Source organism: Spongorhabdus nitratireducens, from assembly GCA_947387575.1.
GTDB lineage: Bacteria > Pseudomonadota > Gammaproteobacteria > Pseudomonadales > Endozoicomonadaceae > CANDOC01.
On the sequence record CANDOC010000001.1, the window covers coordinates 454,788 to 478,052 of the forward strand.

At 50.5% G+C, this 23,265-nt stretch carries 30 protein-coding genes; 20 read left to right on the top strand and 10 right to left on the bottom strand.

Translation table 11 applies throughout. The features are described from left to right. Nucleotides 1–10 precede the first annotated feature (10 nt). The gene (gene hutG, locus ACYZZ0_RS01970; RefSeq protein WP_461534886.1) at nt 11–1,009 is read right to left on the bottom strand and encodes a formimidoylglutamase; all 999 of its coding nucleotides are present in this window, start codon (nt 1,007–1,009) and stop codon (nt 11–13) included. 203 nt (nt 1,010–1,212) lie between these two features. On the opposite strand from hutG, the gene ACYZZ0_RS01975 reads away from it, so the two are divergent. Genes ACYZZ0_RS01975 through ACYZZ0_RS01985 form a run of 3 tightly spaced genes read left to right on the top strand, consistent with a single transcriptional unit; the run spans nt 1,213 to nt 3,730 of the window. Beyond that, nucleotides 1,213–2,010, top strand: a complete 798-nt coding sequence (locus tag ACYZZ0_RS01975) for an IclR family transcriptional regulator (RefSeq protein ID WP_461534887.1) — start codon at nt 1,213–1,215, stop codon at nt 2,008–2,010. Nucleotides 2,011–2,023: 13 nt separating this feature from the next. Further along, nucleotides 2,024–3,295, top strand: coding sequence for an NAD(P)/FAD-dependent oxidoreductase (locus ACYZZ0_RS01980; RefSeq protein ID WP_461534888.1), 1,272 nt, complete (start codon nt 2,024–2,026; stop codon nt 3,293–3,295). A 57-nt stretch (nt 3,296–3,352) separates the two neighbouring features. After that, nucleotides 3,353–3,730 (top strand): RidA family protein, encoded by a 378-nt coding sequence (locus tag ACYZZ0_RS01985; RefSeq protein ID WP_461534889.1) that lies wholly within the window; start codon nt 3,353–3,355, stop codon nt 3,728–3,730. Nucleotides 3,731–3,810: 80 nt separating this feature from the next. Here the strand turns inward: ACYZZ0_RS01985 and ACYZZ0_RS01990 are convergent, their stop codons facing one another. From ACYZZ0_RS01990 to ACYZZ0_RS02005, 4 genes are all read right to left on the bottom strand, one after another. Then, nucleotides 3,811–4,230 (bottom strand): GNAT family N-acetyltransferase, encoded by a 420-nt coding sequence (locus tag ACYZZ0_RS01990; RefSeq protein WP_461534890.1) that lies wholly within the window; start codon nt 4,228–4,230, stop codon nt 3,811–3,813. 8 nt (nt 4,231–4,238) lie between these two features. After that, nucleotides 4,239–4,364 (bottom strand): hypothetical protein, encoded by a 126-nt coding sequence (locus tag ACYZZ0_RS01995; RefSeq protein ID WP_461534891.1) that lies wholly within the window; start codon nt 4,362–4,364, stop codon nt 4,239–4,241. A 102-nt stretch (nt 4,365–4,466) separates the two neighbouring features. Next, nucleotides 4,467–4,907, bottom strand: coding sequence for a hypothetical protein (locus ACYZZ0_RS02000; RefSeq protein WP_461534892.1), 441 nt, complete (start codon nt 4,905–4,907; stop codon nt 4,467–4,469). Between the two features lie 97 nt (nt 4,908–5,004). Further along, nucleotides 5,005–5,778, bottom strand: coding sequence for a class I SAM-dependent methyltransferase (locus ACYZZ0_RS02005; RefSeq protein WP_461534893.1), 774 nt, complete (start codon nt 5,776–5,778; stop codon nt 5,005–5,007). Between the two features lie 322 nt (nt 5,779–6,100). Between ACYZZ0_RS02005 and ACYZZ0_RS02010 the strand changes: the two genes are divergently transcribed. The 10 genes from ACYZZ0_RS02010 to ACYZZ0_RS02055 all read left to right on the top strand — a co-directional run bounded on the left by ACYZZ0_RS02010 (nt 6,101) and on the right by ACYZZ0_RS02055 (nt 14,798). After that, nucleotides 6,101–6,337 (top strand): hypothetical protein, encoded by a 237-nt coding sequence (locus ACYZZ0_RS02010; protein WP_461534894.1) that lies wholly within the window; start codon nt 6,101–6,103, stop codon nt 6,335–6,337. 354 nt (nt 6,338–6,691) lie between these two features. Then, nucleotides 6,692–7,837 carry a paraquat-inducible protein A gene (locus ACYZZ0_RS02015; RefSeq protein WP_461534895.1) on the top strand — a complete coding sequence of 382 codons (1,146 nt, stop codon included), beginning with the start codon at nt 6,692–6,694 and terminating at the stop codon, nt 7,835–7,837. After that, nucleotides 7,834–9,483, top strand: coding sequence for an intermembrane transport protein PqiB (gene pqiB, locus ACYZZ0_RS02020; protein ID WP_461534896.1), 1,650 nt, complete (start codon nt 7,834–7,836; stop codon nt 9,481–9,483). Before ACYZZ0_RS02015 ends, pqiB begins: the two co-directional genes overlap by 4 nt. An 8-nt stretch (nt 9,484–9,491) precedes the next feature. After that, complete coding sequence (locus tag ACYZZ0_RS02025) at nt 9,492–10,040, top strand: PqiC family protein (protein WP_461534897.1); 549 nt, start codon at nt 9,492–9,494, stop codon at nt 10,038–10,040. 84 nt (nt 10,041–10,124) lie between these two features. Then, the gene (gene msrA, locus ACYZZ0_RS02030; protein WP_461534898.1) at nt 10,125–10,769 is read left to right on the top strand and encodes a peptide-methionine (S)-S-oxide reductase MsrA; all 645 of its coding nucleotides are present in this window, start codon (nt 10,125–10,127) and stop codon (nt 10,767–10,769) included. A 215-nt stretch (nt 10,770–10,984) separates the two neighbouring features. After that, a complete protein-coding gene (locus ACYZZ0_RS02035) occupies nt 10,985–11,368 on the top strand; it encodes a hypothetical protein (RefSeq protein WP_461534899.1) in 384 nt (127 codons plus the stop codon). A 48-nt stretch (nt 11,369–11,416) separates the two neighbouring features. Then, a complete protein-coding gene (locus tag ACYZZ0_RS02040) occupies nt 11,417–12,178 on the top strand; it encodes a ZrgA family zinc uptake protein (protein WP_461534900.1) in 762 nt (253 codons plus the stop codon). 1 nt (nt 12,179) lies between these two features. Beyond that, nucleotides 12,180–12,893, top strand: coding sequence for an ABC transporter ATP-binding protein (locus tag ACYZZ0_RS02045; protein ID WP_461534901.1), 714 nt, complete (start codon nt 12,180–12,182; stop codon nt 12,891–12,893). Continuing rightward, complete coding sequence (locus ACYZZ0_RS02050) at nt 12,893–14,155, top strand: ABC transporter permease (RefSeq protein ID WP_461534902.1); 1,263 nt, start codon at nt 12,893–12,895, stop codon at nt 14,153–14,155. Before ACYZZ0_RS02045 ends, ACYZZ0_RS02050 begins: the two co-directional genes overlap by 1 nt. 40 nt (nt 14,156–14,195) lie before the next feature. Further along, nucleotides 14,196–14,798 carry a DUF3299 domain-containing protein gene (locus tag ACYZZ0_RS02055; RefSeq protein WP_461534903.1) on the top strand — a complete coding sequence of 201 codons (603 nt, stop codon included), beginning with the start codon at nt 14,196–14,198 and terminating at the stop codon, nt 14,796–14,798. Nucleotides 14,799–14,865: 67 nt separating this feature from the next. Here ACYZZ0_RS02055 and fabG read toward each other — a convergent pair whose 3' ends face one another. From fabG to ACYZZ0_RS02070, 3 genes are all read right to left on the bottom strand, one after another. Further along, nucleotides 14,866–15,648, bottom strand: a complete 783-nt coding sequence (gene fabG, locus ACYZZ0_RS02060) for a 3-oxoacyl-ACP reductase FabG (RefSeq protein WP_461534904.1) — start codon at nt 15,646–15,648, stop codon at nt 14,866–14,868. A gap of 101 nt (nt 15,649–15,749) precedes the next feature. Further along, complete coding sequence (locus ACYZZ0_RS02065) at nt 15,750–16,052, bottom strand: hypothetical protein (protein WP_461534905.1); 303 nt, start codon at nt 16,050–16,052, stop codon at nt 15,750–15,752. 233 nt (nt 16,053–16,285) lie between these two features. Further along, nucleotides 16,286–17,668 carry a hypothetical protein gene (locus ACYZZ0_RS02070; RefSeq protein WP_461534906.1) on the bottom strand — a complete coding sequence of 461 codons (1,383 nt, stop codon included), beginning with the start codon at nt 17,666–17,668 and terminating at the stop codon, nt 16,286–16,288. 93 nt (nt 17,669–17,761) lie between these two features. On the opposite strand from ACYZZ0_RS02070, the gene ACYZZ0_RS02075 reads away from it, so the two are divergent. The 3 genes from ACYZZ0_RS02075 (at nt 17,762) to ACYZZ0_RS02085 (ending at nt 19,436) form a co-directional block, all read left to right on the top strand. Continuing rightward, the gene (locus tag ACYZZ0_RS02075; protein ID WP_461534907.1) at nt 17,762–18,265 is read left to right on the top strand and encodes a tRNA-uridine aminocarboxypropyltransferase; all 504 of its coding nucleotides are present in this window, start codon (nt 17,762–17,764) and stop codon (nt 18,263–18,265) included. Nucleotides 18,266–18,476: 211 nt separating this feature from the next. Next, entirely contained in the window at nt 18,477–18,947 is a 471-nt protein-coding gene (locus ACYZZ0_RS02080; protein WP_461534908.1) for a pyridoxamine 5'-phosphate oxidase family protein, read from the top strand. 135 nt (nt 18,948–19,082) lie between these two features. Then, nucleotides 19,083–19,436, top strand: a complete 354-nt coding sequence (locus tag ACYZZ0_RS02085; protein ID WP_461534909.1) for a hypothetical protein — start codon at nt 19,083–19,085, stop codon at nt 19,434–19,436. A 22-nt stretch (nt 19,437–19,458) separates the two neighbouring features. Here the strand turns inward: ACYZZ0_RS02085 and ACYZZ0_RS02090 are convergent, their stop codons facing one another. Further along, complete coding sequence (locus ACYZZ0_RS02090; RefSeq protein WP_461534910.1) at nt 19,459–19,842, bottom strand: winged helix-turn-helix transcriptional regulator; 384 nt, start codon at nt 19,840–19,842, stop codon at nt 19,459–19,461. Nucleotides 19,843–19,936: 94 nt separating this feature from the next. On the opposite strand from ACYZZ0_RS02090, the gene ACYZZ0_RS02095 reads away from it, so the two are divergent. From ACYZZ0_RS02095 to ACYZZ0_RS02105, 3 genes are read left to right on the top strand one after another with little or no spacing between them, the layout of a single operon-like run. Further along, a complete protein-coding gene (locus ACYZZ0_RS02095) occupies nt 19,937–20,677 on the top strand; it encodes a GDSL-type esterase/lipase family protein (protein ID WP_461534911.1) in 741 nt (246 codons plus the stop codon). Between the two features lie 27 nt (nt 20,678–20,704). Further along, entirely contained in the window at nt 20,705–21,289 is a 585-nt protein-coding gene (locus tag ACYZZ0_RS02100; protein WP_461534912.1) for a flavodoxin family protein, read from the top strand. Beyond that, nucleotides 21,282–21,716, top strand: coding sequence for a nuclear transport factor 2 family protein (locus ACYZZ0_RS02105; protein WP_461534913.1), 435 nt, complete (start codon nt 21,282–21,284; stop codon nt 21,714–21,716). Before ACYZZ0_RS02100 ends, ACYZZ0_RS02105 begins: the two co-directional genes overlap by 8 nt. Nucleotides 21,717–21,780: 64 nt before the next feature. Here ACYZZ0_RS02105 and xthA read toward each other — a convergent pair whose 3' ends face one another. Then, nucleotides 21,781–22,593 (bottom strand): exodeoxyribonuclease III, encoded by an 813-nt coding sequence (gene xthA, locus ACYZZ0_RS02110; protein WP_461534914.1) that lies wholly within the window; start codon nt 22,591–22,593, stop codon nt 21,781–21,783. A gap of 211 nt (nt 22,594–22,804) precedes the next feature. On the opposite strand from xthA, the gene ACYZZ0_RS02115 reads away from it, so the two are divergent. Further along, nucleotides 22,805–23,200, top strand: a complete 396-nt coding sequence (locus tag ACYZZ0_RS02115) for a YcfL family protein (RefSeq protein ID WP_461534915.1) — start codon at nt 22,805–22,807, stop codon at nt 23,198–23,200. Nucleotides 23,201–23,265 lie beyond the last annotated feature (65 nt).

Consider the following 23,265-nt stretch of genomic DNA (forward strand, 5'->3'; position numbering starts at 1 on the left):
GTTTGCCGGTTCACACCGGTAATTCTGTAAGCATCCGGTTGGCCAGAACGGCAGCAGTTCTGGCTGTTACGCCTTGCAGATCACAGGCTGGATTCAGTTCGGTAATCTCAACCAGTGGTAATCCATGCCGGCACTGCCCGGCACTGGTAATGACCTGTTGTATCACCTGTTCAATCACATTCAGACTTACCCCGCGACTGGCTGGCGCACTCACGCCGGGAGCCTGATAGTGCGGCAACACATCCATATCAATCGTCAGGTAGAGTACGTCGACTGTGCGGGAAAAATCGTCTATCTCGCGACGTATTTGCTCCAGTGCACCTTCACCCATCTGGTCATCTGTGCGGTATTTCACGCCCCATGCCTCGGCCCGGTCAAACAGTGTCGCGGTATTGGATTCCCGGGCAACACCCAGGCAGAAGTAAGCAAAGTTTTTCTCACCCACGAGTTCCCGAATCTGGAAGAAAGGGGTACCCGACGAGCCTACTCCTGTATCCGGACCTGCATCCGGTTTACGCAAGTCAAAATGTGCATCAAGGTTAATGATGCCGATCCTGCTTTCTGCGCCCAGCGCGCGATAAAGACCACAGAAACTGCCATAGGCGGTTTCATGTCCGCCTCCGATAACCAGTAAACGGGAAACCTGAGGCAGTGCCTGCTCAACCTGAATCGCCAGTTGCTGCTGGGCGGCTTCGAGTTCATCGCCCTCAGCCTGCACATTACCAAAATCCCATAAGCGACGATGAGCTGCATTTTGGTCTGCAGGGTGCCAGGCCATATTTCCGAGCTGTTTGCGTAAAGCTTCCGGCCCTGCAGCCGCACCCGGACGACCAAGATTACGCTTTACCCCGATATCACAACAAAAGCCGATAAGACCGGTATGCGTTGCGGGCGTTGGTTGATTGTTATTTTCGGCGACATCAACGCGATGATGCCAGCGTTGAGCCCGTTCAGGGTTGTCCTGATCGCTTCGTCCCTGCCATGGGCGCTGCGGTAGAATTGTTGTCATATCCGCACCCTGATTAAAATTCGAAGTCATATAAACATAATTAAATGACTTTCAAAACACATATATCTACATCATGATTCATATATAAATCATGAATTTATATGTGAATAAAAAACATTAAAAAAATAAAAATTATCACTATGCGAGAAGACTGAAGCAGGGTTCCTTTTTTATAGTGATAGCAGACCATGGAGCAGTAACTGATGAGTCGAAGCTCGCCGCATTTCTTTCCTGAAAGTGGAATCCAGACCCTGGATCGCAGCATGTTACTGGTGGAGCTGGTTGCCCGTTCCGGCAACCGGGGTATGACCGCAGAGCAGCTGGAAGAAGCCAGCGGGTTCTCCATGGCAACGGTGTACCGAATGACCCAGGCCCTGAAGAAACTGGGGCTGTTAAGGCAACTCAGAAACCGGGGGCCATATTTGTTGGGTCATCAGCTGATTGTATGGGGCAGTGCTGCCGGCCAGACCCAGCATATCAAGCGGGCCGCAGCTGAACCCCTGCGCTGTCTGGTTGAGCAGTTCAATGAGAGTTTTTTCCTGTTTGTACCGGATGGCTTGAATGTACTTTGTCTCGATATAAAAGACGGCAGCAGTCCGGCCCGCAGTTATGCCCGAAATATCGGTAGCCGCATTCGCCATGGGCTGGGGCAGGCATCGATTGCGATTCTCAGTCATTTGGGTGATGAAGAGTACGAGCAGATTCTGTCGCACAACAGTATCTCGCTACAGCGCAACTTTGGCATCAACCGCCACGATATTGATCAGGCTGTGAGCATGTGCCGGCATCTGGGCATTACCGGTGGAGTAGAAGGGCGTCACCCGCCTGAATTTACCGGTCTGGCCAGTCCGATTCTTGATCCGCTGGGACAACCGGTTGCGGCACTCAGCTGTAGTTTGCCAAGGCATCATCTGACGGAAACAAATTACCGTTCGATGTGTGTCTGGCTGCGAGATCAGAGCAACAAAATAGAACAACAACTCTTTGGCAACAACCAATAACAAGGAACCCGTCATGTCATCTCCATCGCATCCCTGCTATCGGCGTCCCTGTGGCTGGCTCGATCTTGCAGATGATGGTGTGCGACGACCGGAACTAACCGGTGACTGCCACTATGATGCGATTGTCGTCGGGGCAGGGTATACCGGCCTGGGTATTGGCAGGCGACTTGCCGAAAATAACCCGCAACAAAATATCGCGGTCCTTGAGGCCGATTGTGTGGGTGGCGGTTCTCCCGGTCGTAACTCAGGGTTTGTTATTGAAAATGCCTTTACAGCTTCCAGTCCGGATAAAGCCGGGGCTCTTTATCAGTTGTACCGCAAAGCCCATGCAGATCTGATGCAGGTAGCAGGGATGGCGGATGACAGCAGTTCACAGCATATGATCAAGGCGGCAGCGACGAAACGGGGTGAAACAGCGCTGAGTCGTCTGGGAGATTTTCTGCAACGCAGTGGACAACCCTGGGAGCCACTTGATGCCAGTGCACTTTATAAACTGACAGGTTCCAGCTATTACCGTGCGGCGATAAAGCTGAAGGGTAACCGGCTGCTGAATCCGGCACTGCTGATTCGTAATATTGCCGACCATATGCCGGCAAATATTGCCCTGTATGAAAACTCACCGGTACTGGCAATAGAGCCCTGTTCTACTGGATGGGTGGCACGAACAGCAAAAGGCACAATTAAAGCCCCGAAACTGTTTCTGGCCAATAATGCCTTTATCAAGGGGCTGGGTATTGGTCGGCCCTATAGCGTCACAATCTATACCTATGCCGGTATTACCGCGCCACTTGCAGCAGATGAACAGCAGCAGGTGCTTGGTCAGGGACAATGGGGGCTGTTGCCCGCGCACCGGCTGGGGACAACCTTTCGTACGACAGATGATGGCCGTTTGCTGGTACGTGGCATGTATGGCTATGAAAAAGAGGGCTGTGATGAGATTCCCCGACTGTTACAGCAAAGCCTTGTCAGACGTTTTCCCGAGATTAAAAGTGCCGGCCAGCTGACTGACTGGTGGGGAGGCACGACTTCGCTGACCCTGAATGGTGCCCCGCTATGGGGTGAGATAAAACCCGGTCTGTTTGTTTCCGCCGGCTGCAATGGTGTCGGAGTAGTAAAAGGCTGGTTACTGGGGCAGGCACTGGCTGACCTGTCTGCAGCAATGAATAAAATTGATATCCCCGGACTTTTTGGCCGCCCGCAGTGGATGCCACCTGAGCCGTTTCGTAAACCGGGATTTCTGATTGCCAGTAAGTTTGAGAAAAAACTGGCGGGCGCCGAAATCTGAACCCCAAATACTTACCTTCAAAGAATTACCTATAACAAAAAGCAAGGAGTTCTGCTTGTGATTACGACTGTCAAAACCGACCTTTACGATTCTCCCTCTCCTCTGGAATGGGCGACTATCGGCAACGGTATTCTGTTTACGGCGCAAATTCCAATCGATGCAAAAGGTCAGGTTGTTGAAGGGGGAATTGAAGCCCAGGCTCGTCAGACGCTGGATAATCTCAAGCACACCCTGGAAAAGGCGGGAGCCGGCATGGCCAACCTGACTCAGGTTTTGATCTATGTGACTGACAAAAGCTATCTGCCCACGGTCAACAAAGTCTATGCAGAGTATTTCACCCCACCTTACCCTAACCGGGCAGCAATGGTGATTGCGGGACTGGCACGTGATGAAATGCTGGTCGAGATGGTGGCTTATGCTGCGGTTGAAAGCTGAATAAAGGCTGCAGGCCTTTAGCGGGAAAGATAAAACAGCCACAGTTTTGTCTGTGGCTGTATGCGCTCAAAAACACATTATCAGGCAGCGGCCTGTTTTTTGGATAACCGCTTATACATCCCTTCGGCTTCCGGTGATGTTTTCTGATAGCCAAGCTTTTCATAAAACCCGGGTTTGTCGGCAATCATGGAGACATAAGAGCCATCGCATGCTGCCGTCTCAAGCCAGCCGTCCAGCAGAGCCATGACCAGTTTGCCGATTCCTTCCCCCTGATAGTCAGGATCAACGGCGATATCAACAATCTCAAAGAAACAGCCGCCATCACCAATAATCCGGCCCATGGCAACCAGCTGTTCCCCCTTGCGGAAATGCACCGCATACAGCGAGTTGGGCAGGCCGATTGCGGCAGCTTCCAGTGATTTGGGTGACAGTCCGGCACGTTTCCTCAGTTCAACATATTCGTCCGGAGCAGGTGGTAATTCAACGATGCGGTATTCCATAGCTATTATTATTTTACCTTCACATCTCGGTAAATGACGGGGCGGGTATTGGTGAAGTCGTTTTCCTGTCTGGCTTCTTCACGTTTCCACTCCCTGATTTTTTTCTTGCCTGAAGATGTATCCAGGGTTGCCATTGTTAATCTGGTTTGTACGAGATCGTCGCTATTTTCTCAGGGTTTTCCGAAGGAGGAAATAGCTTTTGCAGATTTTCCCTTTCCGGCATTACAGCACCTCTATTACAGTACCTCGGCGATCAGTCGCTCGCCGTGGCGATTATTCATGGAGAGAAAGCGACAGACCAGCATTGGCGGTATCGCCAGACCAAAACCACCGAAAAACATCATGCCGCTGTATTTACTGATTTCGATTCCTTGTGCAATGGCTGCAACAAAGCCGCTCAGCCCACCGGCCATCAGTGTCAGGCCAATGGCCGCGAAGAAAACATGGGGTTGGGTCAGGCGAAAGGCAAAAGCTGTAGGCCGATAGGCTTGCCATTGTTTCAAAGGAATCCGGAACGAACCGGCAAGTAATAACAGTATTCCTGACATAATGCCCAGTGGCAGCAGTGAAATCACTTCCCGCCAGGTACTGAAGGCACCGGATATCACATCCTGCTCGCAGGCCAGGGTTCCGGTGAGGGTCAGACAAATAAACAGTGCAAGATTAACATGAAGCATTTTTTATTATTCTCTTGTCTGGCAATTCACACTGCCAGACAAGGGTTATGCTCATCGCTTGCCGGCAGGCCGGAAACAAAACATTCCGGCCCTACCATCAAGCAAATTTTGTGCCCTTTATGCTGTAGACCAATGGCATGTCTTTACCCTGATGTTGCAGGTAAAACCGCCCGGTCTCGCGTTGCTCCATGTTTTCAAAGCAGTTATAGGGGCTGAACGGAAACTCATTCAGCTGTTCGATCATGATGCCTGCCTGTATCAGGGCATTGATAACATCACTGAGCGGATGGCCCCAGGTCATCAGGGTTGAAGTTTCACCGCTGCAGTTCTCGGTATAGGTGCCTTCCTCATCCACATCGGCCTGATCCTGATGAAAGTAGTCATAACCGGCCACCAGATCATAAACCGGATGAAACTCGGCCATATAGAATCGACCGCCCGGCTTCAGTGCCGAGGCGACAGTTTTCGCCCATCGATTAATATCCGGCAGCCAGCAGATAGCGCCAAACGAGGTAAAGACAATATCGTACTGTGTCGTATTGTTTTCGCCGAAATCATAGACATCAGTACAAACAAATTCGGCGTTCAGCTGGGCTTTATCCCTGAGCTGGTTAGCCTGTTCAATGGCTAAAGGAGAAAGGTCAACACCCGTTACTTTGGCGCCCAGTCTGGCCCAGGACAGGGTATCAAGTCCGAAATGACACTGCAGGTGGAGCAGACTTTTTCCGGCAATATCTTTCAGTTCCGACGTTTCTATTTCCGTCAGAGTGTTGTTGCCGGCCAGAAAGCCTTCAACATCATAGAAACGGGATGTGACGTGAACCCGGGTTCGTTTATCCCAGGCAGCCTGATTTATTGTTTTGTAATTCATGCCGGTATCCGGTCGTAATTCTGGTCTCGCATTGTCTATCAGGGCTGCAGTGGGCTCAAGCAGGCAGGTAACCTCTGAGAGCCTGTTCACAATCTTATCGCGGGCTACAAATGCCGATAAAAGCCCCTGATGCTCCGCTTTTTCTCGTTACATAGAACCACTATGCGCCTCGAAAAATCGAAGCATCAGGGGCTTTTCTCAACATTCTCGCTATCCGCGAAAGATTATGAACGGGCTCTGAATAGTAAAAATGGACACGTATGGCATTTGGTTATTTGATAGGGTTGCCATAATTTCGGAAGTTGTGAACGGGATTCACTTTATGCAAGCCCTTATTCTGGTGAACTTGCTGTTTGCACTGGTGCTGGGGATATTTCTTATCCTGCCTGTCACATCAAACTGGGCATGGCTGGTACTGATCGTATCCTGGTGTGTGGCTGAAGGCTGGCTGTCAAAGAATGCCAGCTTGCGCTGGTGGCATTTTGCCCTGTTGTTTTCAGTGCTGGGCTTGCTGGAGCTTGGCATTATTTTTTATGCAGCAAACTGGTTAAGCTGGTAGTTGTATAGATAGCTTCGAAGTTAGCCAGAAAGATAGCTGCAAAGGTAGTAGACAATGTTTTGGAAAATTATTGGCGTTTTCCTTCTGGCATGGGCCGGTTGGGATTTATATAACGGATATACCTACCTGTTTGAGCGGGTCTATCGCGATACATCACCGGGTTTGTACTGGACCGCCGTAACGGCCTGGACACTGCTAGGCATAAGTTGCTTTTTCTCATGGGATTCAAGATAGAGTAGCTATCTTCTCATTACTGCGCAGTTGCCCCTCTGATCTGTATTCATCCTTGGCAAACAATGTGACTCATGCGAACATTCGCGGCTGTATTTTAGAGTGCATTGACAGGAGCTGAGGGTGCAGGTCAAAACCTGTCATGAATGCGGGCTGACACAAAAAACAGGAATAACGGCATCACGGTCTGCCCCCTGCAGGGTTCAATGTTGCCGCTGCCGAAGTACATTAATCAAATACCAGCCGAAGTTCGCGGCCCGGGCTTTGGGTTATGCCATATCCGGTCTGGTATTTCTGGTGATTGCCGCCAGCTTTTCCTTTCTTACCCTGACAGCAGCAGGGCGAGCCCAGTCAATTACTCTGTGGTCAGGGGTCGAAACTGTCTGGGCTCAGGGCTACCCGCTCCTGGCCGTGATTGTCGGTCTGCAGATTGTATTGATGCCGGCACTGTTGATGTTGCTGGTCATCTATCTCCTTTTACCTTATCACCTGGGTTTAAAACCACCGGCTATCGGCGCAAGACTGGGCGCATTACTGCAGCATATGGCGGCATGGAATATGGCGGATGTGTTTCTGGTCGGGGTGCTGGTTGCTCTGGTGAAGCTGTCGGCTATGGCTATCGTGCTACCGGGTATGTCGTTTATTGCCTACTGCGGTTTTTGTGTCTGTCTGGTACTGGCGTTGACGACAATTGATTACCATACCCTGCTGCAATGGCTGGGAAATGCCGGTCACAACTCACATCACTCAAGGCCTGATAAGCGAAGCCTGCAGCGTTGTTGGGCGCTGCTGCTGACAGCGGCCATCTGTTTTATCCCTGCCAACCTTTTGCCTATCACAATTACCATCAGTGCGGGTCAGTCATCGCCCGGTACGCTGCTGGATGGTGTTATCACTTTATGGGGCATGGGATCCTGGCCGGTTGCCAGTGTGATCTTTTTTGCCAGTATCTTCGTGCCGCTGGCCAAAATCTTTTCCCTGACTTATCTCTGCTTCAGTGTCCAGTCTGGTATGACCACCCGGCAACAGGAGCGGACGTCATTGTATCGGCTAACCGAGTTTTTCGGGCGTTGGTCAATGATTGATGTCTTTGTGGTGGCAATTCTGGTTTCTCTGGTGCAGTTCGGGAATCTTGTCGCGTTTTATGTGGGGCCGGCCGTTATCGCCTTTTTTGCCGTGGTGATCCTGACCATGCTGGCGGCTGAAAGCTTTGATCCACGTCTTATCTGGAATCCGGCGCCTGAGGCCGGTTCGGAGAAATCAACTTGAGTAACATTGAAGTCGATGAGCCGCAGGCCCGGATTGTGACCGGTCAGCGGTTCTCAACGTTATGGGTATTGCCGCTGATTGCCCTGATCATTGCCGGCTGGATGGTGTGGCACCATTACTCGACCCTGGGACCTCGTATTACCATCCGGTTTGAATCCGCTGAAGGTATTGAGGCGGGTAAAACTGTTGTTAAATATCGCAATGTGGTCGTCGGTGATGTGATTCAGGTGCAGTTAACACCTGATCTGGAAGGTGTTGTAACCACTGTACAAATGACAGCCGCCGGTCAGGACTTGCTGCATGATGAAAGTCAGTTCTGGGTTGTTCGCCCAAGGGTAACCGCGGAAGGGGTTTCCGGTCTGGGAACATTGCTGTCCGGTGCCTATATCGAAATCAACCCGGGGAAGGGACCTTTCTCTGTGAAAGCCTTTACCGGTAACGAGAAGCCGCCGGTTGCGGCGCCGGACGCCCCGGGCCTGAGAGTAGACCTTTACAGCCAGCGGGCAAACTCGCTCAATGTCGGAGACCCGGTTCTCTACAGTGGCTTTACCGTTGGGCGACTGGAGTCGATTGATTTTGATCTGAAAACCCGCAAGGTCCGTTATCAGCTCTTTATCAATGCCCCGTACAACCAGCTGGTCACTAACCAGACCCGGTTCTGGAATGCCAGTGGGATCGAACTGAAGGCAGGCAGTGCAGGCTTTGAACTGAAGACAGGTAGCCTGGCTTCATTACTGAGTGGTGGCATTGCTTTTACAACGCCGCCGGATGCGCCTCCCGGTAAGGAAGTTCAGGACTATCACAGTTTTCAGTTGTTTGATGATTTCTCCAGTATTCGGGAAGCCGGCAGCTGGCAAGGTTTTAATTATTTATTGCTGGTCGATGCGTCGGTCAGGGGGCTGCAACCCGGAGCAACGGTCGAGTTTCGGGGTATCCAGGTCGGAGTTGTACGACGGATTGCGATTGACCTGATATCGGAAGGGATGGATGAAACCAACAGCGCTATTCCTGTACTGGTAACCATTCAGCCCGGGCGTATGGCTCCGGATGGCGAGCAGCTTAGTATGACCGAGATGAATAAGTACATTGCAAGCAGTGTCAAGGCCGGACTGAGAGCCTCCCTGAAATCAGGCAACCTGCTGACGGGTAGTCTGTATGTCGATCTGGATTACTATGCTGATGCAGGTGACAGCAATGGAACCCTGAATGAATATCGCGGCTATACCGTACTGCCGACGATTAAAGGCGGGCTTGGACATATTACCGAGCAGGTCAATAGCCTGCTGACCAAACTGAACAAGCTGCCACTGGATAAAACCGTTACCGGACTGAACCAAACCCTGACCAGTGCAGACAAGAGCCTGAATCAGGTGACGGTGACCGTGAAAAAGCTGGAAACCCTGCTGGCAGATATCCAGGAAAAACAGCTGCCTGAAGAGTTGCAGCAAACACTGGGCACGTTGCAGGGAACCTTGGACGACTATTCAGCTGAGGGTGAACTTTACAGTGAACTGCAGGCGACCATGGCCCAGCTCAAGCTGATGATCTGGCAGCTGCAGCCACTGGTACGGCAGTTGAATGAAAAGCCGGATAGCCTGGTGTTTGGTCGTGATCCCGCACCGGAACATAAGGAGTCGGTACAATGAATGCAGGAATGAAAACAAGCACTGTTCTGACCGCCGGTATGTTGCTGTTATTGCTGGCGGGCTGTGCCAGCCAGACTGCCAGACCTGTCTATCTGTTGCTGGGAGACTCGGCAGCTCAGGGCATCAGCACCCAGCGTTCATTGAATAAGATCACCCTGACTGTTGCGCCTTATCTGGATCAGCCTCAACTGGCGATTGCTTCAGGCCCCAATCAGGTGCAGTTCAGTAATGCTTATCTTTGGGCCGAACCGCTGTCTCTTTCTCTCACGGAGTTACTCCGGCAGAAGATAGAGGCTTTCAGAGATCGGTCAGCTGAAGCTGATCTCAATGCAGATATCAGAGTTTATATTCGCAGGCTGAATTTCAGTCCATCCGGCAGGGTCAGTCTGTCGGGAGAATACTCGCTGCATTGGGATAACAAACTGCTGGTAAAGCGTGGATTCAATCTGGGCAGAGACAGTGGTACTTCGAACTATCCGATCATGGTACCTGTGGTTGAACAGCTGCTGGAGCAGCTGGCAGCCGATATTTTTAAGGAACAACCACAGCAAAAATAAATTTTGAATCCAATCTCATCCTGGCTGCGTATACCAACACAAAGAATGTTGCGAATTTAAAATTAAAGAAGTCAGGTGAGAATAATGAAACGTATCAAAGCTGTGTGGGCTGCTCCGGTAGTATTGGCATTGGCCGCAGGTGCGGGTATCAGTATTGCCGCATCCGGCAAGTCAGGATCCAGTGGGGAATCGCCGGAAACTGCAACGGCAATCTTTGCCGGGGGTTGCTTCTGGTGTACTGAATCTGACTTTGAACATGTAACCGGCGTAATCGAAGCGGTCAGCGGTTACACTGCCGGTGATGAAAAGCACCCGAGCTACCGTGATGTATCAGCCGGTCGCACCGGTCATACTGAAGCCGTAAAGGTTATTTATGATCCGAAGAAGGTCAGCTACAGCAAACTGCTGGATGTGTACTGGCACAGCATTGATCCGACGGTAGAGAATCGCCAGTTCTGCGACAGCGGTACTCAGTACCGAACCGGTATCTACTACCAGGGTAAGGAACAGGAGATCGAGGCCAAAGCTTCTCTGACCGCATTGGAAAACAGTGGCAAGTTTGAAAAGATCTATACCGAAGTCCAGCCGCTGGGCGAGTTCTACCCGGCCGAGGATTATCACCAGAACTATTACAAGGTGAACCCGGTGCGTTACAAATACTACCGCTATCGTTGTGGCCGGGATCAGCGGTTGCAGGAAATCTGGGGTAAGGATGCTGGTAGATACTGATTTCTCTACATAGTCCTGTAATTGTCCTGAAAGAGCCGGATACTGAACTCGTATCCGGCTCTTTATATCTGCAGCCGTAGAAAATTTCAGTGTCCCGGAAATACAAGACCGTTAAGCTGTTTTATTGGTCAAGGAAGCTTGGGTTATGTTATAACGTGGTCTGATCAAATGACTGACAGCGATATACAGCTGTGACCTGAATATTTTCCGGATTCATGACTGCCAGCCTTATTCTTACTCCATCAGACCACCAGCATCGACGGCCTCTGGCCTGGGTCATGTTGGTTATGTATCTGCTGGCGGTCTACTTCTCTGTCAGTCATACCCATCATGACCGAAGTCAGCATCAGGATTTCTCGGCCAGCAATACAATCAAACTCCAGCTGTCAGATGATACCGCAGGCCATTGGTCACCGGACGTTCATCATGCGGGCTGTACCCTGATATCTCAGGCGCCGGACAGCCTGCTGAATTATTCCTCCAGCTGTAACTTGACGGCTGTTTTATACAGTTTTGAGCCATACCAGAGTCTTGATACCCCGACACCCACCAAGCGCCTGACCCGGGCTCCGCCTGAAGCCGTGTTTCATCTCGGTTAAAAGTTTTATCTCAGTTAAAGCACAATCGATTTTGCTACAGGTGTCATTATGAAACGTTTTTCCCCTATGGCTGCGCTGGCGGCCAGTATTGCGCTGTCTGTTGCTTCCCTGAATGTATCCGCCGAGTCCGGCCGTCATGCTGATGCTCATATCCATGGTACCGGGCAACTCAATTTTGCTGTCGAAGGTAATCAGGTTTATCTGGAACTGGACACCCCGGGGTTTGATATTCTCGGTTTTGAAACCCTGGCGACCGAAGAGCAGCATCACAAGCTGGAACAGGCACTGGAGCAGCTGAAACAAGCCAATCTCTGGGCATTTACTCCGGCGGCCAGTTGCAGCCTGAAACAGGTCAAGGTCAGCAGTAGTGCAGAAGAGCATGACGAGCATGAGTCTCACGCTTCTCACGATGACCATGAAGATCACGAATCGCATGATGGCCATAAGGAAGATCATCGCGGCAAGCATGACGATGATCATCATGACAAGCACCAGGAAGAGCATCACGGGCATGATGCGGATCACGGTGATCACAAAGAAGGTCATCACGGTCATGACGCGGATCATGATGAACACAAAGAAGGTCATCACGATCATGATGTGGATCATGAAGAACATAAGGAAAGCGGCCATATGGATATTTCTGCAACCTATGTCTACGAATGCAGCAATATCAACAAGCTGACTTCTATTCGGACCCGTCTGTTTGAAACCTTTGAGCACAGTGAACAGCTGAAAGTGCAGGGCATTACTTCCAAAGGCCAGATGGCAGCGGTCATCAGCCGCGCCAAGCCGGAACTGGAGCTGTAATATGTCAGGCCACCTCCCGCCGGTCATTGAGCTGGACAGTGTCGAATTCAGCTGGAAAGAAGGCATTCCGGTACTGGATATTCCCGAACTGAAACTGTATCCGCAGGAAAAAATCTTTATCCGCGGTCCTTCCGGTTCGGGCAAGACAACCCTGCTTGGCCTGCTGGGAGGTGTTATTACACCACAGCAGGGAACGGTCAATGTGCTGGGTCAGGATCTGGCGGCAATGTCCGCAGCGCAGCGGGATCATTTCCGGGCTGACCAGATCGGTTTTGTGTTCCAGCTGTTTAATCTGATTCCTTACCTGTCTGTAATTGAGAATGTGGTTCTGCCGCTGGGGTTTGCGCCCCGTCGACAGCAGAAGGTCAGTGAAAGTGGTCGCACTAATCAGCAGGAAGCACTGCGACTGCTGCAACATCTGGGGTTAGATGATCCGCAACTGTTGCAGCGTCCGGTAACTGAACTCAGTATCGGTCAGCAGCAGCGGGTAGCCGCAGCGCGGGCGCTGATTGGCAGTCCCGGGCTGGTGATTGCCGATGAGCCAACGTCAGCACTGGACAGTAATCTGCGAACCGCATTTATCCAGCTGTTGTTTGATGAATGTCAGGCAACAGGCAGCACGCTGGTGTTTGTCAGCCATGATATGGCGCTGGAATCACAGTTTGACCGCTCTATCGATCTGCAGCAGCTCAACCTGGCAGGGGAGGTGGCCTGATGTCAATTATGGGACTGGCATTAAAAAGCCTTAAAAATCGTCGTGCGACCGCATTACTGACAATATTTTCCATCGCAGTCAGTGTGGCACTGCTATTGGGCGTTGAACGGATTCGGGTTGAAGCACGTAATAGCTTTACCAGTACCGTGTCGGGCACTGACCTGATTGTGGGTGCCAGAAGCAGTTCTCTCAACCTGTTGCTGTATTCGGTGTTTCATATCGGAAATGCCACCAACAATATTACCTGGGAAACCTATCAGGAGCTGGCAGGCGACGAGGCTGTCAAATGGACCATTCCGCTGTCACTGGGCGATTCTCACCGGGGCTATCGAGTGTTGGGTACCAGTGATGCCATGTTCAGCTCATTTCAGTACGGAGATGGTCAGTCACTGGCTTTCAGCGAAGGTAAACCTTTCAGCGTCTTGTATGATGCGGTCATTGGCTCTGAAGTGGCAGCAAAGCTTGGCTACAAGACCGGCGACAGCGTGGTCCTGAGTCACGGCGTAAATTCGGATAGCCTGCAGCAGCATGATGACAAGCCGTTCCGGATTAGCGGTGTATTGCAGCCAACAGGTACGCCGCTGGATAAAGTGATTATGGTATCGCTGGAAGGGATTGAGGCTTTGCATATTGACTGGATCAATGGTGCTCCTCCAATCGCTGCGTTCTCGATATCGGCCAAAGATACCGAAGCCATGTCATTGCAGCCGGAAAGTATCACCGCATTTCTGGTTGGACTTAACTCCAGAATCAGTGCCTTTCGCTACCAGCGCCTGGTCAATGAGTATGGTGAAGAAGCCTTGACGGCAATTCTGCCGGGTGTTGCCCTGGGCGAACTGTGGCAATTGGTTGGCACTGCCGAATCTGCCTTGCTGGCGGTTTCCGGACTGGTGGTTATTGCCGGCCTGCTGGGTATGCTGACCATGATTCTGTCTTCGCTCGGTGAACGACGACGTGAGATGGCGGTATTGCGTGCCGTAGGCGCACGACCGCGACATATCTTTACTCTGATGGTTACCGAGTCTGTACTGTATGCCGCCGGTGGCGTGATGCTCGGGTTCACGCTGTTGTATGGACTGTTATTTACCCTGCAGCCGATTTTCCAGCTGCAGTTGGGTTTGCATCTGGCCATAACACCGCCAGGAGAGTTTGAGTTGATACTGGCGACGCTGGTCGTTATTTCTGCCGCACTGCTGGGTTCAATTCCGGCATGGCGAGCTTATAAAAACTCTCTGGCAGATGGTCTGACAGTCAGGCTCTAACTCTCAGGTAATAACAAGCATTATGTGGAAGCCCGGAACAATGAAATTCTATCCCCTGCAAACCATCAGCCGCTGTTTGTTAGCCGGTCTGGTCATGTTGCTGACAGTCGCTCAGGTCAATGCGCGTGAGGCCAACGTACAGACATCAGAGCCAATCGCAAAACCATCAGCCTCGCGAACAATTGGCTGGGACGAACTGATGCCCCCGGTCGATGAGGCGGTTGTCGCTCGTTACAAGTCCGGTGCCATGACCATGGAAGATGTTGAGGATTACATGGAACGCCTGGGCCAGACAGCAGTACAACAGCTGGATGCGGTGAAGGTCAGGTTGCCGGGATATCTGGTGCCGTTGAACATTGATGCAAAGCAGATGGCAACAGAACTGTTGCTGGTGCCCAGTGCCGGGGCTTGTATCCATGTACCGCCGCCACCTCCGAACCAGACAGTTTTCGTACGAATGGCGGAAGGTATCAAGGTGACCGAAGCCGGCTATACGCCTTACTGGATTGAAGGTGTTATGACAGTCAATCGTAACGAGACCAAGTACACGGACTCTCTTTACGAAATCAAGGTGACAAAACTTGAAGAGTACTATCTGGAACCTGATCCGCTTCTGGATGCTGATCCGGCTACCGGTGGCTAACTGAGTCAAACGTGAGTTCGAATGTAGAAAATGCATCGAGCTCACGTCTCCCTCCTGTGCTTCCTTCCTAAAAATCAGCATGTAATGCCAATGTTTCGGGTAATGTTTGTCCACCATCAACCACAATCGTTTGGCCGGTGATATAACCCGCTTCTTTTGAGGCCAGAAACAACGCAGTATGGCCAATATCATCAATATGACCAATGCGCTTTAAAGGGATCGTTGCTGCCATGGCATCTAGATCATCCGGGCTCAAATGGCTACTGAGTCCCTCGGTGTAAATAAAGCCGGGCAGGATAGCATTCACCGTCGTCTGATATTTGGCCAGCTCCATTGCTGCGGTACGCATAAAACCAAGCTGCCCGGCCTTGGAAGCGCCATAGTGAGAGAGCCCGGGAATACCCGTCATCGGACCCGTGATGGAAGAGGTCAGAATCACCCGTCCATGACCGGCTTTGGACAAATGGGGAAGGGCTGCCTTGACGCATAGAAAACTGCTTTTCAGGTTGTTATCCAGGACTTCATCCCAGTTGCCAGGCGTCATGGCTTCAATGGGTATCACGGGATAGCAACCGGCATTGGCACATAAAATATCCAGCCCGCCAAACTCATTTACGGTGTGCTCTACCAGATGTTGCACATCATCCCAGTCAGAAACATCACAGCAGCAAAAATGAACATCTCCTTCAAACTGTGACAGTTCCTCAAGTGTTGTTTTTGCTGCGTTGCGATCCCTGGCTGCAATCATGATTCTGGCTTTCTGCCGGGCAAAGGCTTTGGCGATACCTTTTCCTATACCTTTGGTTCCGCCAGTCACTATTACCGAATAATTTTCTAAGCTGGAAAACATTCATCACCTCAAAAACAAGTTTGTTTCTTCAGCCAGCCTTGGATCAGTTGTCCAGTAACAATAGTGGAAATAGTTAAGCGAGCAAAAGTATCAGGCAGGAATCAGGAGCTTTTGACTTCAGCCTCTTGTTGTATCATCCGGGAGTCCTGCGCCCGGTATCTGATAACAAGTAGAACAATAATAATCTGTAAAACGCAGGTCCCCAGCATTCCCACAATAGCCTGCAACTGGTCATATTTTTCGGTGTAGATATAGAGTGAGATATTGCCGACGGCAAATGCACTCCAGGCCGGGATAGAGACACCTTCCGAAGTTTTTGTTTTCAGCAGATGAAACAGTTGCAACAGACTTGCCCCTGGAAAAATAAGGGCAGGGAGGATTCCGGCGATTTCAATCAGTGTCATTCTGTTCGGGTCTCCTGACTATTTATTTTTAGCTTCAGATTATTGCAAGTGTGCGAGCAAGAAAACCATTCGTTAAAAGTATCGTGATCCGAAAGCGACCTGAAATATTGTGATGCGAAAAATGGTGGCGGGATTTTGGATAGTCAGTGTGAGCTGGTGATATCTTTCAAGGAAGGTCCGCCAGAGAACATGGAAATCGCTGATCTCTGGCTGGCATAGAATTGGCTATTTGCTTATTTACTACATACCATCATGGCAGGTTTTGGTTCGGCCCCGGCCTTGACAGCAATACTGTAAACCCTCTCCGGAAACTGATCCTGGTGGGAAAGTAATCTGGCGTTTTGGTAAGTGTCATCACCAAATACTGTCTGGGTAGACTTCTGTTTGCCGGTTTTGCCATCCAGTATGGTGACTTCATTTCCCTTGAGTATGACAACTCTGCCATCCTTCAGTGCTGATATTGACGGTGAGGCAACAGGTGACCAACCTGCTCCGGTAGAGCGCTCCTTGTAGTTTTCGCCAGCAGGCATTTCTGAAGCAAACATCATTTTCCCGGCAGCATCAAACTTTGCCATTCTGAGCAGCCGCTTCTTCTTTTTCTGGAGGTAATCGACCAGTATCAGGCTGTCATCGGGCATTAGCAGAGGTTGTGATGATTCAGCCATCAGAGTGTCCATTGCATGATTTTCACTAAGATCTGCGTTGGCGCCGTAACGACGAGTACCATAAATACTGCTCCAGATGACTTTGCCTTGCATATCAATCATCATCAACCAGCCGTGTTGTCCCTGTCCCTTGTCAAAATAACTGGCAGAGCCCCAGGCATAAAACTGCCCGGCAGTTGCTGATTCAAATACACCCTGTATTCCCAGTGCTTTGGGGCTTTTGCCGGAACTCGATATGCCAGTGTAGGTAGCAATGCTGAAAGGGAGGGTGGAAACAGTACCGTTTTGATCAATAACACTGAACTTATCCAGTGAAAGTGGCCCCCGGCCGAGATAACTGATATTGCTTCCGGCAGGGAACTCCCTGAGGATTACGCTCTTGTGTGCCATGGAATAAGCCCAGGGGCTGATGTTAGGTCCCCAGACCTTGAATTCTTCAGTTTTCATCCAGTACTGGGTATGGCTGAAATCACGCCTGGACAGAAATGATGTCCAGGTCTGGCCATAGTTTCGGCCCTTGGGGTGGTATTGCCGTGTCATCACCAGATGGTAAAAGTCACTCTGACTCAAAGGGAAGTAGCGCACCGGGTTATAGGGGAATTCTGCCCGCTCCAGTACTGAGACCTCTGATATTGACTGGCTGAATGCAGGCTCCCGGTGATGAGAAATGACGGATCCACCCCGGTTGAAGACAACCACATCGGTAATAACCAGTCCCGGGCGATGATGAAAGCGGGCGTCGTTAGCCGAAGCTTCCCGAGCAAAAGTGGCTAGATAAAGGTTCCCGGGCAACAGATAGAAGTCGACCGGATAGGCAGTCGCCGGGCTGGCCAGCGGCTGCTGTACCGTAACTCGCTGACATGAATTGCTTTTCTTCTTTTTGGCCATCAGACCCTGACTTGTTGTCAGGGCGAAAATAACCATCAAACAGTTGATAAGCAGGCGGTGCATGATTAAATTCCGTCGAACTCATGGGTATATTGCCTTCATCGACTGAACCCAATGTCCCTTTATTCAAAACGCTGCCGGATACGTTTTAATTTCATGACCTTCTGCCTGTTGACCCATCAAACCGAATTTTACAAATCCACCAATACCGGGCAGCTTGTGAAAGAGCTACTGCCAGACACGCTGATATTCGAATGGAGCAGGGTTGAGCCGCCAGAGCAGTTATTGGACAGACTGGCAGACACTGATATTGATCCCTGGCTTATCTTTCCTGAGCATTTTGCCATCTACCATTCAGCAGAATTGCCAAGGGCGGCACCGCAAAACAGATCCGGCCAGCCGTTATTTATCGTGCTGGATGCAACCTGGCAGCAGGCAAGAAAGATATATCGTCAAAGCCCCTATCTGCATAACCTGCCACTCTATGATCTGGGGGAAGTCCCTGAGTCTGTTTACACCCTGCGCCGTAATCAGCAGGCGGGGCATCTATGTACTGCAGAGGTGGTGGCATGTGTTCTCGGGAAGGAAAGTCAGTTAGATAAGCAGATACGGCTGGAAAGGTCTCTGGTTCAGTTCATCGAAGACCAGAGAATGCGATGAAAAAATGAACAGAGCACGGAATAACCACTAAAAATCACAGTCAGATGACATGTTATTCATTCCTGACAGGCAGGAAGATATAGCAGACAGAGGTCTGGTCAGTACGGCAACAGGCTGAAACCGGACTAGTCTTGCTGTATCCCTGTCAGGTTAAAACCTGAAGGGGTAGGTGCATTGCATAATCAATGCGAAACCTGTCATGCAGGAGTTTATGATGGATACCAGACTGTCACCGGCAGAACTGCTGGAAACCAACCATTACTGTGTACTGGCAACCGCCAACTCAGAGGGTGAACCGTGGAATACACCGCTTTTTTATGCGTTTGATCATAACTGGCAACTTTACTGGATATCATCCACTGATTGTCACCACTCCCGCTTGTTGGCGGAGAACCCCAAAGCATCTGCGGTAATTTATGAGCCGCCCGGAGTATCTCATGAAACGTCAGCACTCTATCTCAGTGGCACCGCTGCAATCTGTGAAGGGGCTGAAATAGAGCAGGCCCTGGAATTTTATTTACAGCGAACCGGGCTTGGAATTTCACGTAATGCCGATGATTACCAGGGTGACAGTCCATGCCGGTTCTGGAAACTGTCACCGGAGAAGGCGTGGACCCTGCAGGAGCCTGAATGGCAGGATAACCTGTTATTGGATCGTCGCACCGCGGTAGATATTCCCTGAAGCAACCCCGTTCTACATGGACGTTGAATTACGGATAAACCTTATCTCTTTTTATACCCTGCGCACGTTAGAATCCTTCGGGTTTTCTATATCAGCCCGCCGCTTGCGGGATAATAATCAAATCAGGGTCATATCATGCGCAAGTTTGTTCTGGGTGCCGCTCTTTTAACTTCTGCTCTTTCAACAACGATGGCTCTGCCTGTCAGCGCAGAGTATTCACGTTTTCAGCAGAATGAACTGACACCCGCTGCCGGACGTCAGCTGGTTGCTATGGTGATGAGTGAAGCCAGCGATGAAATCCGCGCCCTGCGTGATGCCTATTTCCAGCAGTGTGAACAGCAACGACTGAGTGACGCCAGCCAGAGCAGCCATCTCAGCTGCAGTGATGAGGCGGACGAAAAGATGGTTTCGCTGTTGAGTACCGCGGTAGGTCGTGCCTATTCAGCCGGAGCTTCCGACACTGAAGCAAGCCGTACCCGCGGCTGGTAAACAGTCATGTTATTTCCGGACGCTATACAGGGTCCGGAATCCGCATTGACTCTGATTGCTGTTGTGATACTGCAGCAGTGTTGTAGAAATTGTCCACCACCCAGTTATCAATCGCTGCTATCAGAGATAGTAGCGACCTGCCAAGATCGGTCAGTCGATAGTCTACTTTAGGTGGAACCTGTAGATAATCAGTGCGCGATACCAGCCCGTGGCTTTCCAGTTCTTTCAGGGTCTGGGTTAACATCTTCTGCGAAATCCCCTCAATTTTCCTTAACAGCTCACTATTTCTTTTCGGGCCTTCTGCCAGTAATGGAAAAATCAGTAATGTCCATTTGTTACCGATAATCGCTATCAGCTTGCGGGAAGGGCAGGTGGCAATGTAAGGATCAGGCGTCGGTAATGTCATGATTATTTTATAGTTACTTTTTTGTGCGTACTGGTGCCAGGACATAGTACAGACATAAGATCATTCAGGCAGCTAATTCTTGTCTGGAGGACTTATGAAACGTGTTTTGACTGCTGTTATTGCAGCGTTCTTGCTTACCGGCACTGCACTGGCTGCCAGCCCCAAGCGGGTATTGGTATTCGGCGACAGTAACAGCTGGGGCTGGAAACCAACGGAGCAAGGCTTTCCTGCCGAACGATACGGCGATGCTGAACGCTGGGCCGGGGTACTGGATCTGGCATTGCCGGGAGTCACGGTAGAAGTGGATGGGCTTGTTGGACGGCGTTCCAATATTGATGGCAGCAATGCTGTCGGTTTTGTTGAGAAGGATGACTTTAACGGAGCCAAAGCCCTGCCGGAAGCAATTGCCAGAAATATGCCGCTGGATCTGGTCATTATTATGCTGGGTACCAATGATCTGCAGACGGGTACTGAACGTCCAGTTGAGGATGTGGCAGCTGCTGTTTTCAGAATGGCGGACCGGGCAAGACAAGCAGACAAACCTGTGTATTCTGCCTATCCCGCACCTCAGGTACTGGTTATCAGTCCGGCAGTATTGGGAGATACTTCCCGAACACCTTTATCCGGATTATTTCAGGCTGGTGAGCAACCTTCCAGAATGTTACCTGCGGCTTTTGCCCGTGAAGCCACTCGTCACGATATTCCTTTCTTCAATGCCGCAGCTGTAACAGCAACGGACGGTATCGATGGCATTCATTTCAATAAAGATAATCATAAAGTGCTTGGAATGGCGATGGCTCCGGTCGTTGCATCCATTCTGGAAAACCGAGAGTAATAACCAATCAAAAATATCGGGGGTTATATGACAATCGTCGCAGTTGTATATCACAGTGAAAATGGCCATACCGAAAAACAGGCAATGCATGTGGTCAAAGGCATTAACAATATCAATGGGGTTACGGGACGATTGATAAAAGCAGAGTCGGTTACTGAAAACCCGGAAACTCTGAATACAGCAGATGGGATTATTTTTGGGTCCCCCACCTATCTGGGAAATGTTTCTGCCCGGTTCAAGGCTTTTATGGATGCAACATCAGGTATCTGGTTTGGCCAGCAGTGGAAGGATAAAGTCGCGGCCGGTTTTACCAACTCCCAGAGTCTGGCAGGAGATAAACTGGCAACGCTGCTGTCATTGACTGTTTTTGCAGCTCAGCACGGTATGATCTGGATAGGTCAGTCAGCGATGAACGGCTCTGCCAATGGCGATCACGGCAACCCTGAAGTGATAAACAGGACCGGCACCATGCTGGGTGCAGTGGCACAATCAGATGATGCTCCGGCAGAAATAACACCCCCGGCAGGGGATCTGAAAACAGCAGAAATGCTTGGGCAGCGAGTAGCCGGGATTGCACTCAGGCTACATTCAGGGGGGATAAATAATGGATAGTTATCAAGCGGTCCTCGATCTGGTAAATCGTTACAGTTTTACTCTGGATTCCGGTGATCTGCAGGGGTTTACGGATTTGTTTGCAAAGGCAGAGTGGGTATTTGATGGCGGTGAGCCGGCACATGGCAGTCAGGAGCTGTTTGACCGGGTTGTATTCAGAGTCATTCTGTATCCGGATGGAACACCCAGAACCCGCCACAGTAGTACCAATGTCAATATCGTGGTAGATGAACAAGCCGGTACAGCGACATGCGAACGCTATGTTGTGGTTTACCAACAAACAGATGTGTTGCCATTGCAGCTGATTTATTCAGGCCACTATTTTGATGAGTTTGCCAGGAAAGATAACCAGTGGCACTTTACACGGTGTGAAATTCGCCATCCTTTTTATGGTGATATCAGCCATCATCTACGCCCGCAAAGCTGACACCTGTAATTGCTAAGGATTGAGCGCGACAGCCTCGTTGCACTCAATCCTGTATCTACCCATGTTAAAGAGTAATTTCCGTCCAGATCGGCGCGTGATCTGAAGGTTTTTCCATACCACGGACCTTATAGTCAACACCGGCATCAACGCAGCTGTCTTTCAGGGCATCAGACAGCAGAATATGATCGATTCTTAATCCCCGCTTCGGTTCCCGTTCAAATCCGCGGCTGCGATAATCAAACCAGCTGAATTCATCGTTCTTATCCGGATAGTGCAACCGGTAGCTGTCGTGCAGTCCCCAGCCCAGTAACTTCTGATACCACTCTCGCTCTTCCGGCAGGAAACTGCATTTGCCGGTTTTCAGCCAGCGTTTGGCATTGTCCGGACCGATACCGATATCGTTGTCCTGGGGTGAAATATTGAAATCACCCATCACCACAACTCTGTCGTTCGGAGTAAAGTTGGTTTCCAGATATTGCTGGAGGTCAGCATAAAATTTTGTTTTGGCCGGAAACTTGGTTTCATGCTCACGGTTTTCGCCCTGGGGAAAATAACCGTTGATAACGGTCAGTTTGCCCTGTGCCGTTTCGAATTCACCAATAATCATTCGTCGCTGGCTGTCCGGTGCATCGCCGGGAAAACCACGTTCGACTTTTACCGGCTTCTGGCGACACAGCAGCGCAACACCGTAGTGAGTTTTCTGGCCATAGAAATAGGGTTCATACCCCATTTCCTGCAGGGCTTCGACCGGAAAATCATCATCCGTGACCTTGCTTTCCTGGATACCGATAATATCCGGCGCATGCGTATCTGTCAGAGCCTGCAACTGGTGGAAACGAACCCGAATGCCGTTGGTATTAAAAGAGACAAGTTTCATCCGTATTCTCTGTATCGCGAAACCGGGAAGGGGAGAGCAGGTTAATCACTATAAGGGGTAGGGTAGTCGGGGTGCAATGTGTTTGATGGACATATCTGTCCTGCACCTACGATTCAGTACCATCGATCTGGTAATATGCAGTCACTTTAATTCGTGAACGAATAACTCTTTACAGAGTATAAAGAGCCAATAACAAACAGGAAGTATTGCCATGCACAAAAGATTATTGCCAATGGTTCTGGGTGTCGCTCTGCTTACAGGTTGCAGCGCGGTCAATACCAAGTCAGCAATTGCTAATCCCGGCGGGGAGCCGACAGTTCTGGTGGTCGAGAACAATGCACTACTGGCCAGTCGGCTGGAAGTTGTCAATGTCCAAATGACCAGCACCGGTTATCCCGTCAAAGCCCAGGCTGAGCTGCGTAATCGTTGGGTATTTGAACTGGATTTTGCCTACCGTTTCCAGTGGTTTGATAAAGACGGTTTTGAAGTAACGTCCTGGCAGCGCCCCTGGACCCGGATTGTACTGGCCGGGGGAGAGCGTAAATATGTGCAGGCCGTTGCACCGAAGCCGGAGGCGGTTTCTTTCAAGATTCAGGTTTCGGAATAACGTAGAACAACTGAAACATACAGAATGGCATAGCGATCAAGGTATCAATATCTATTCATTGGATG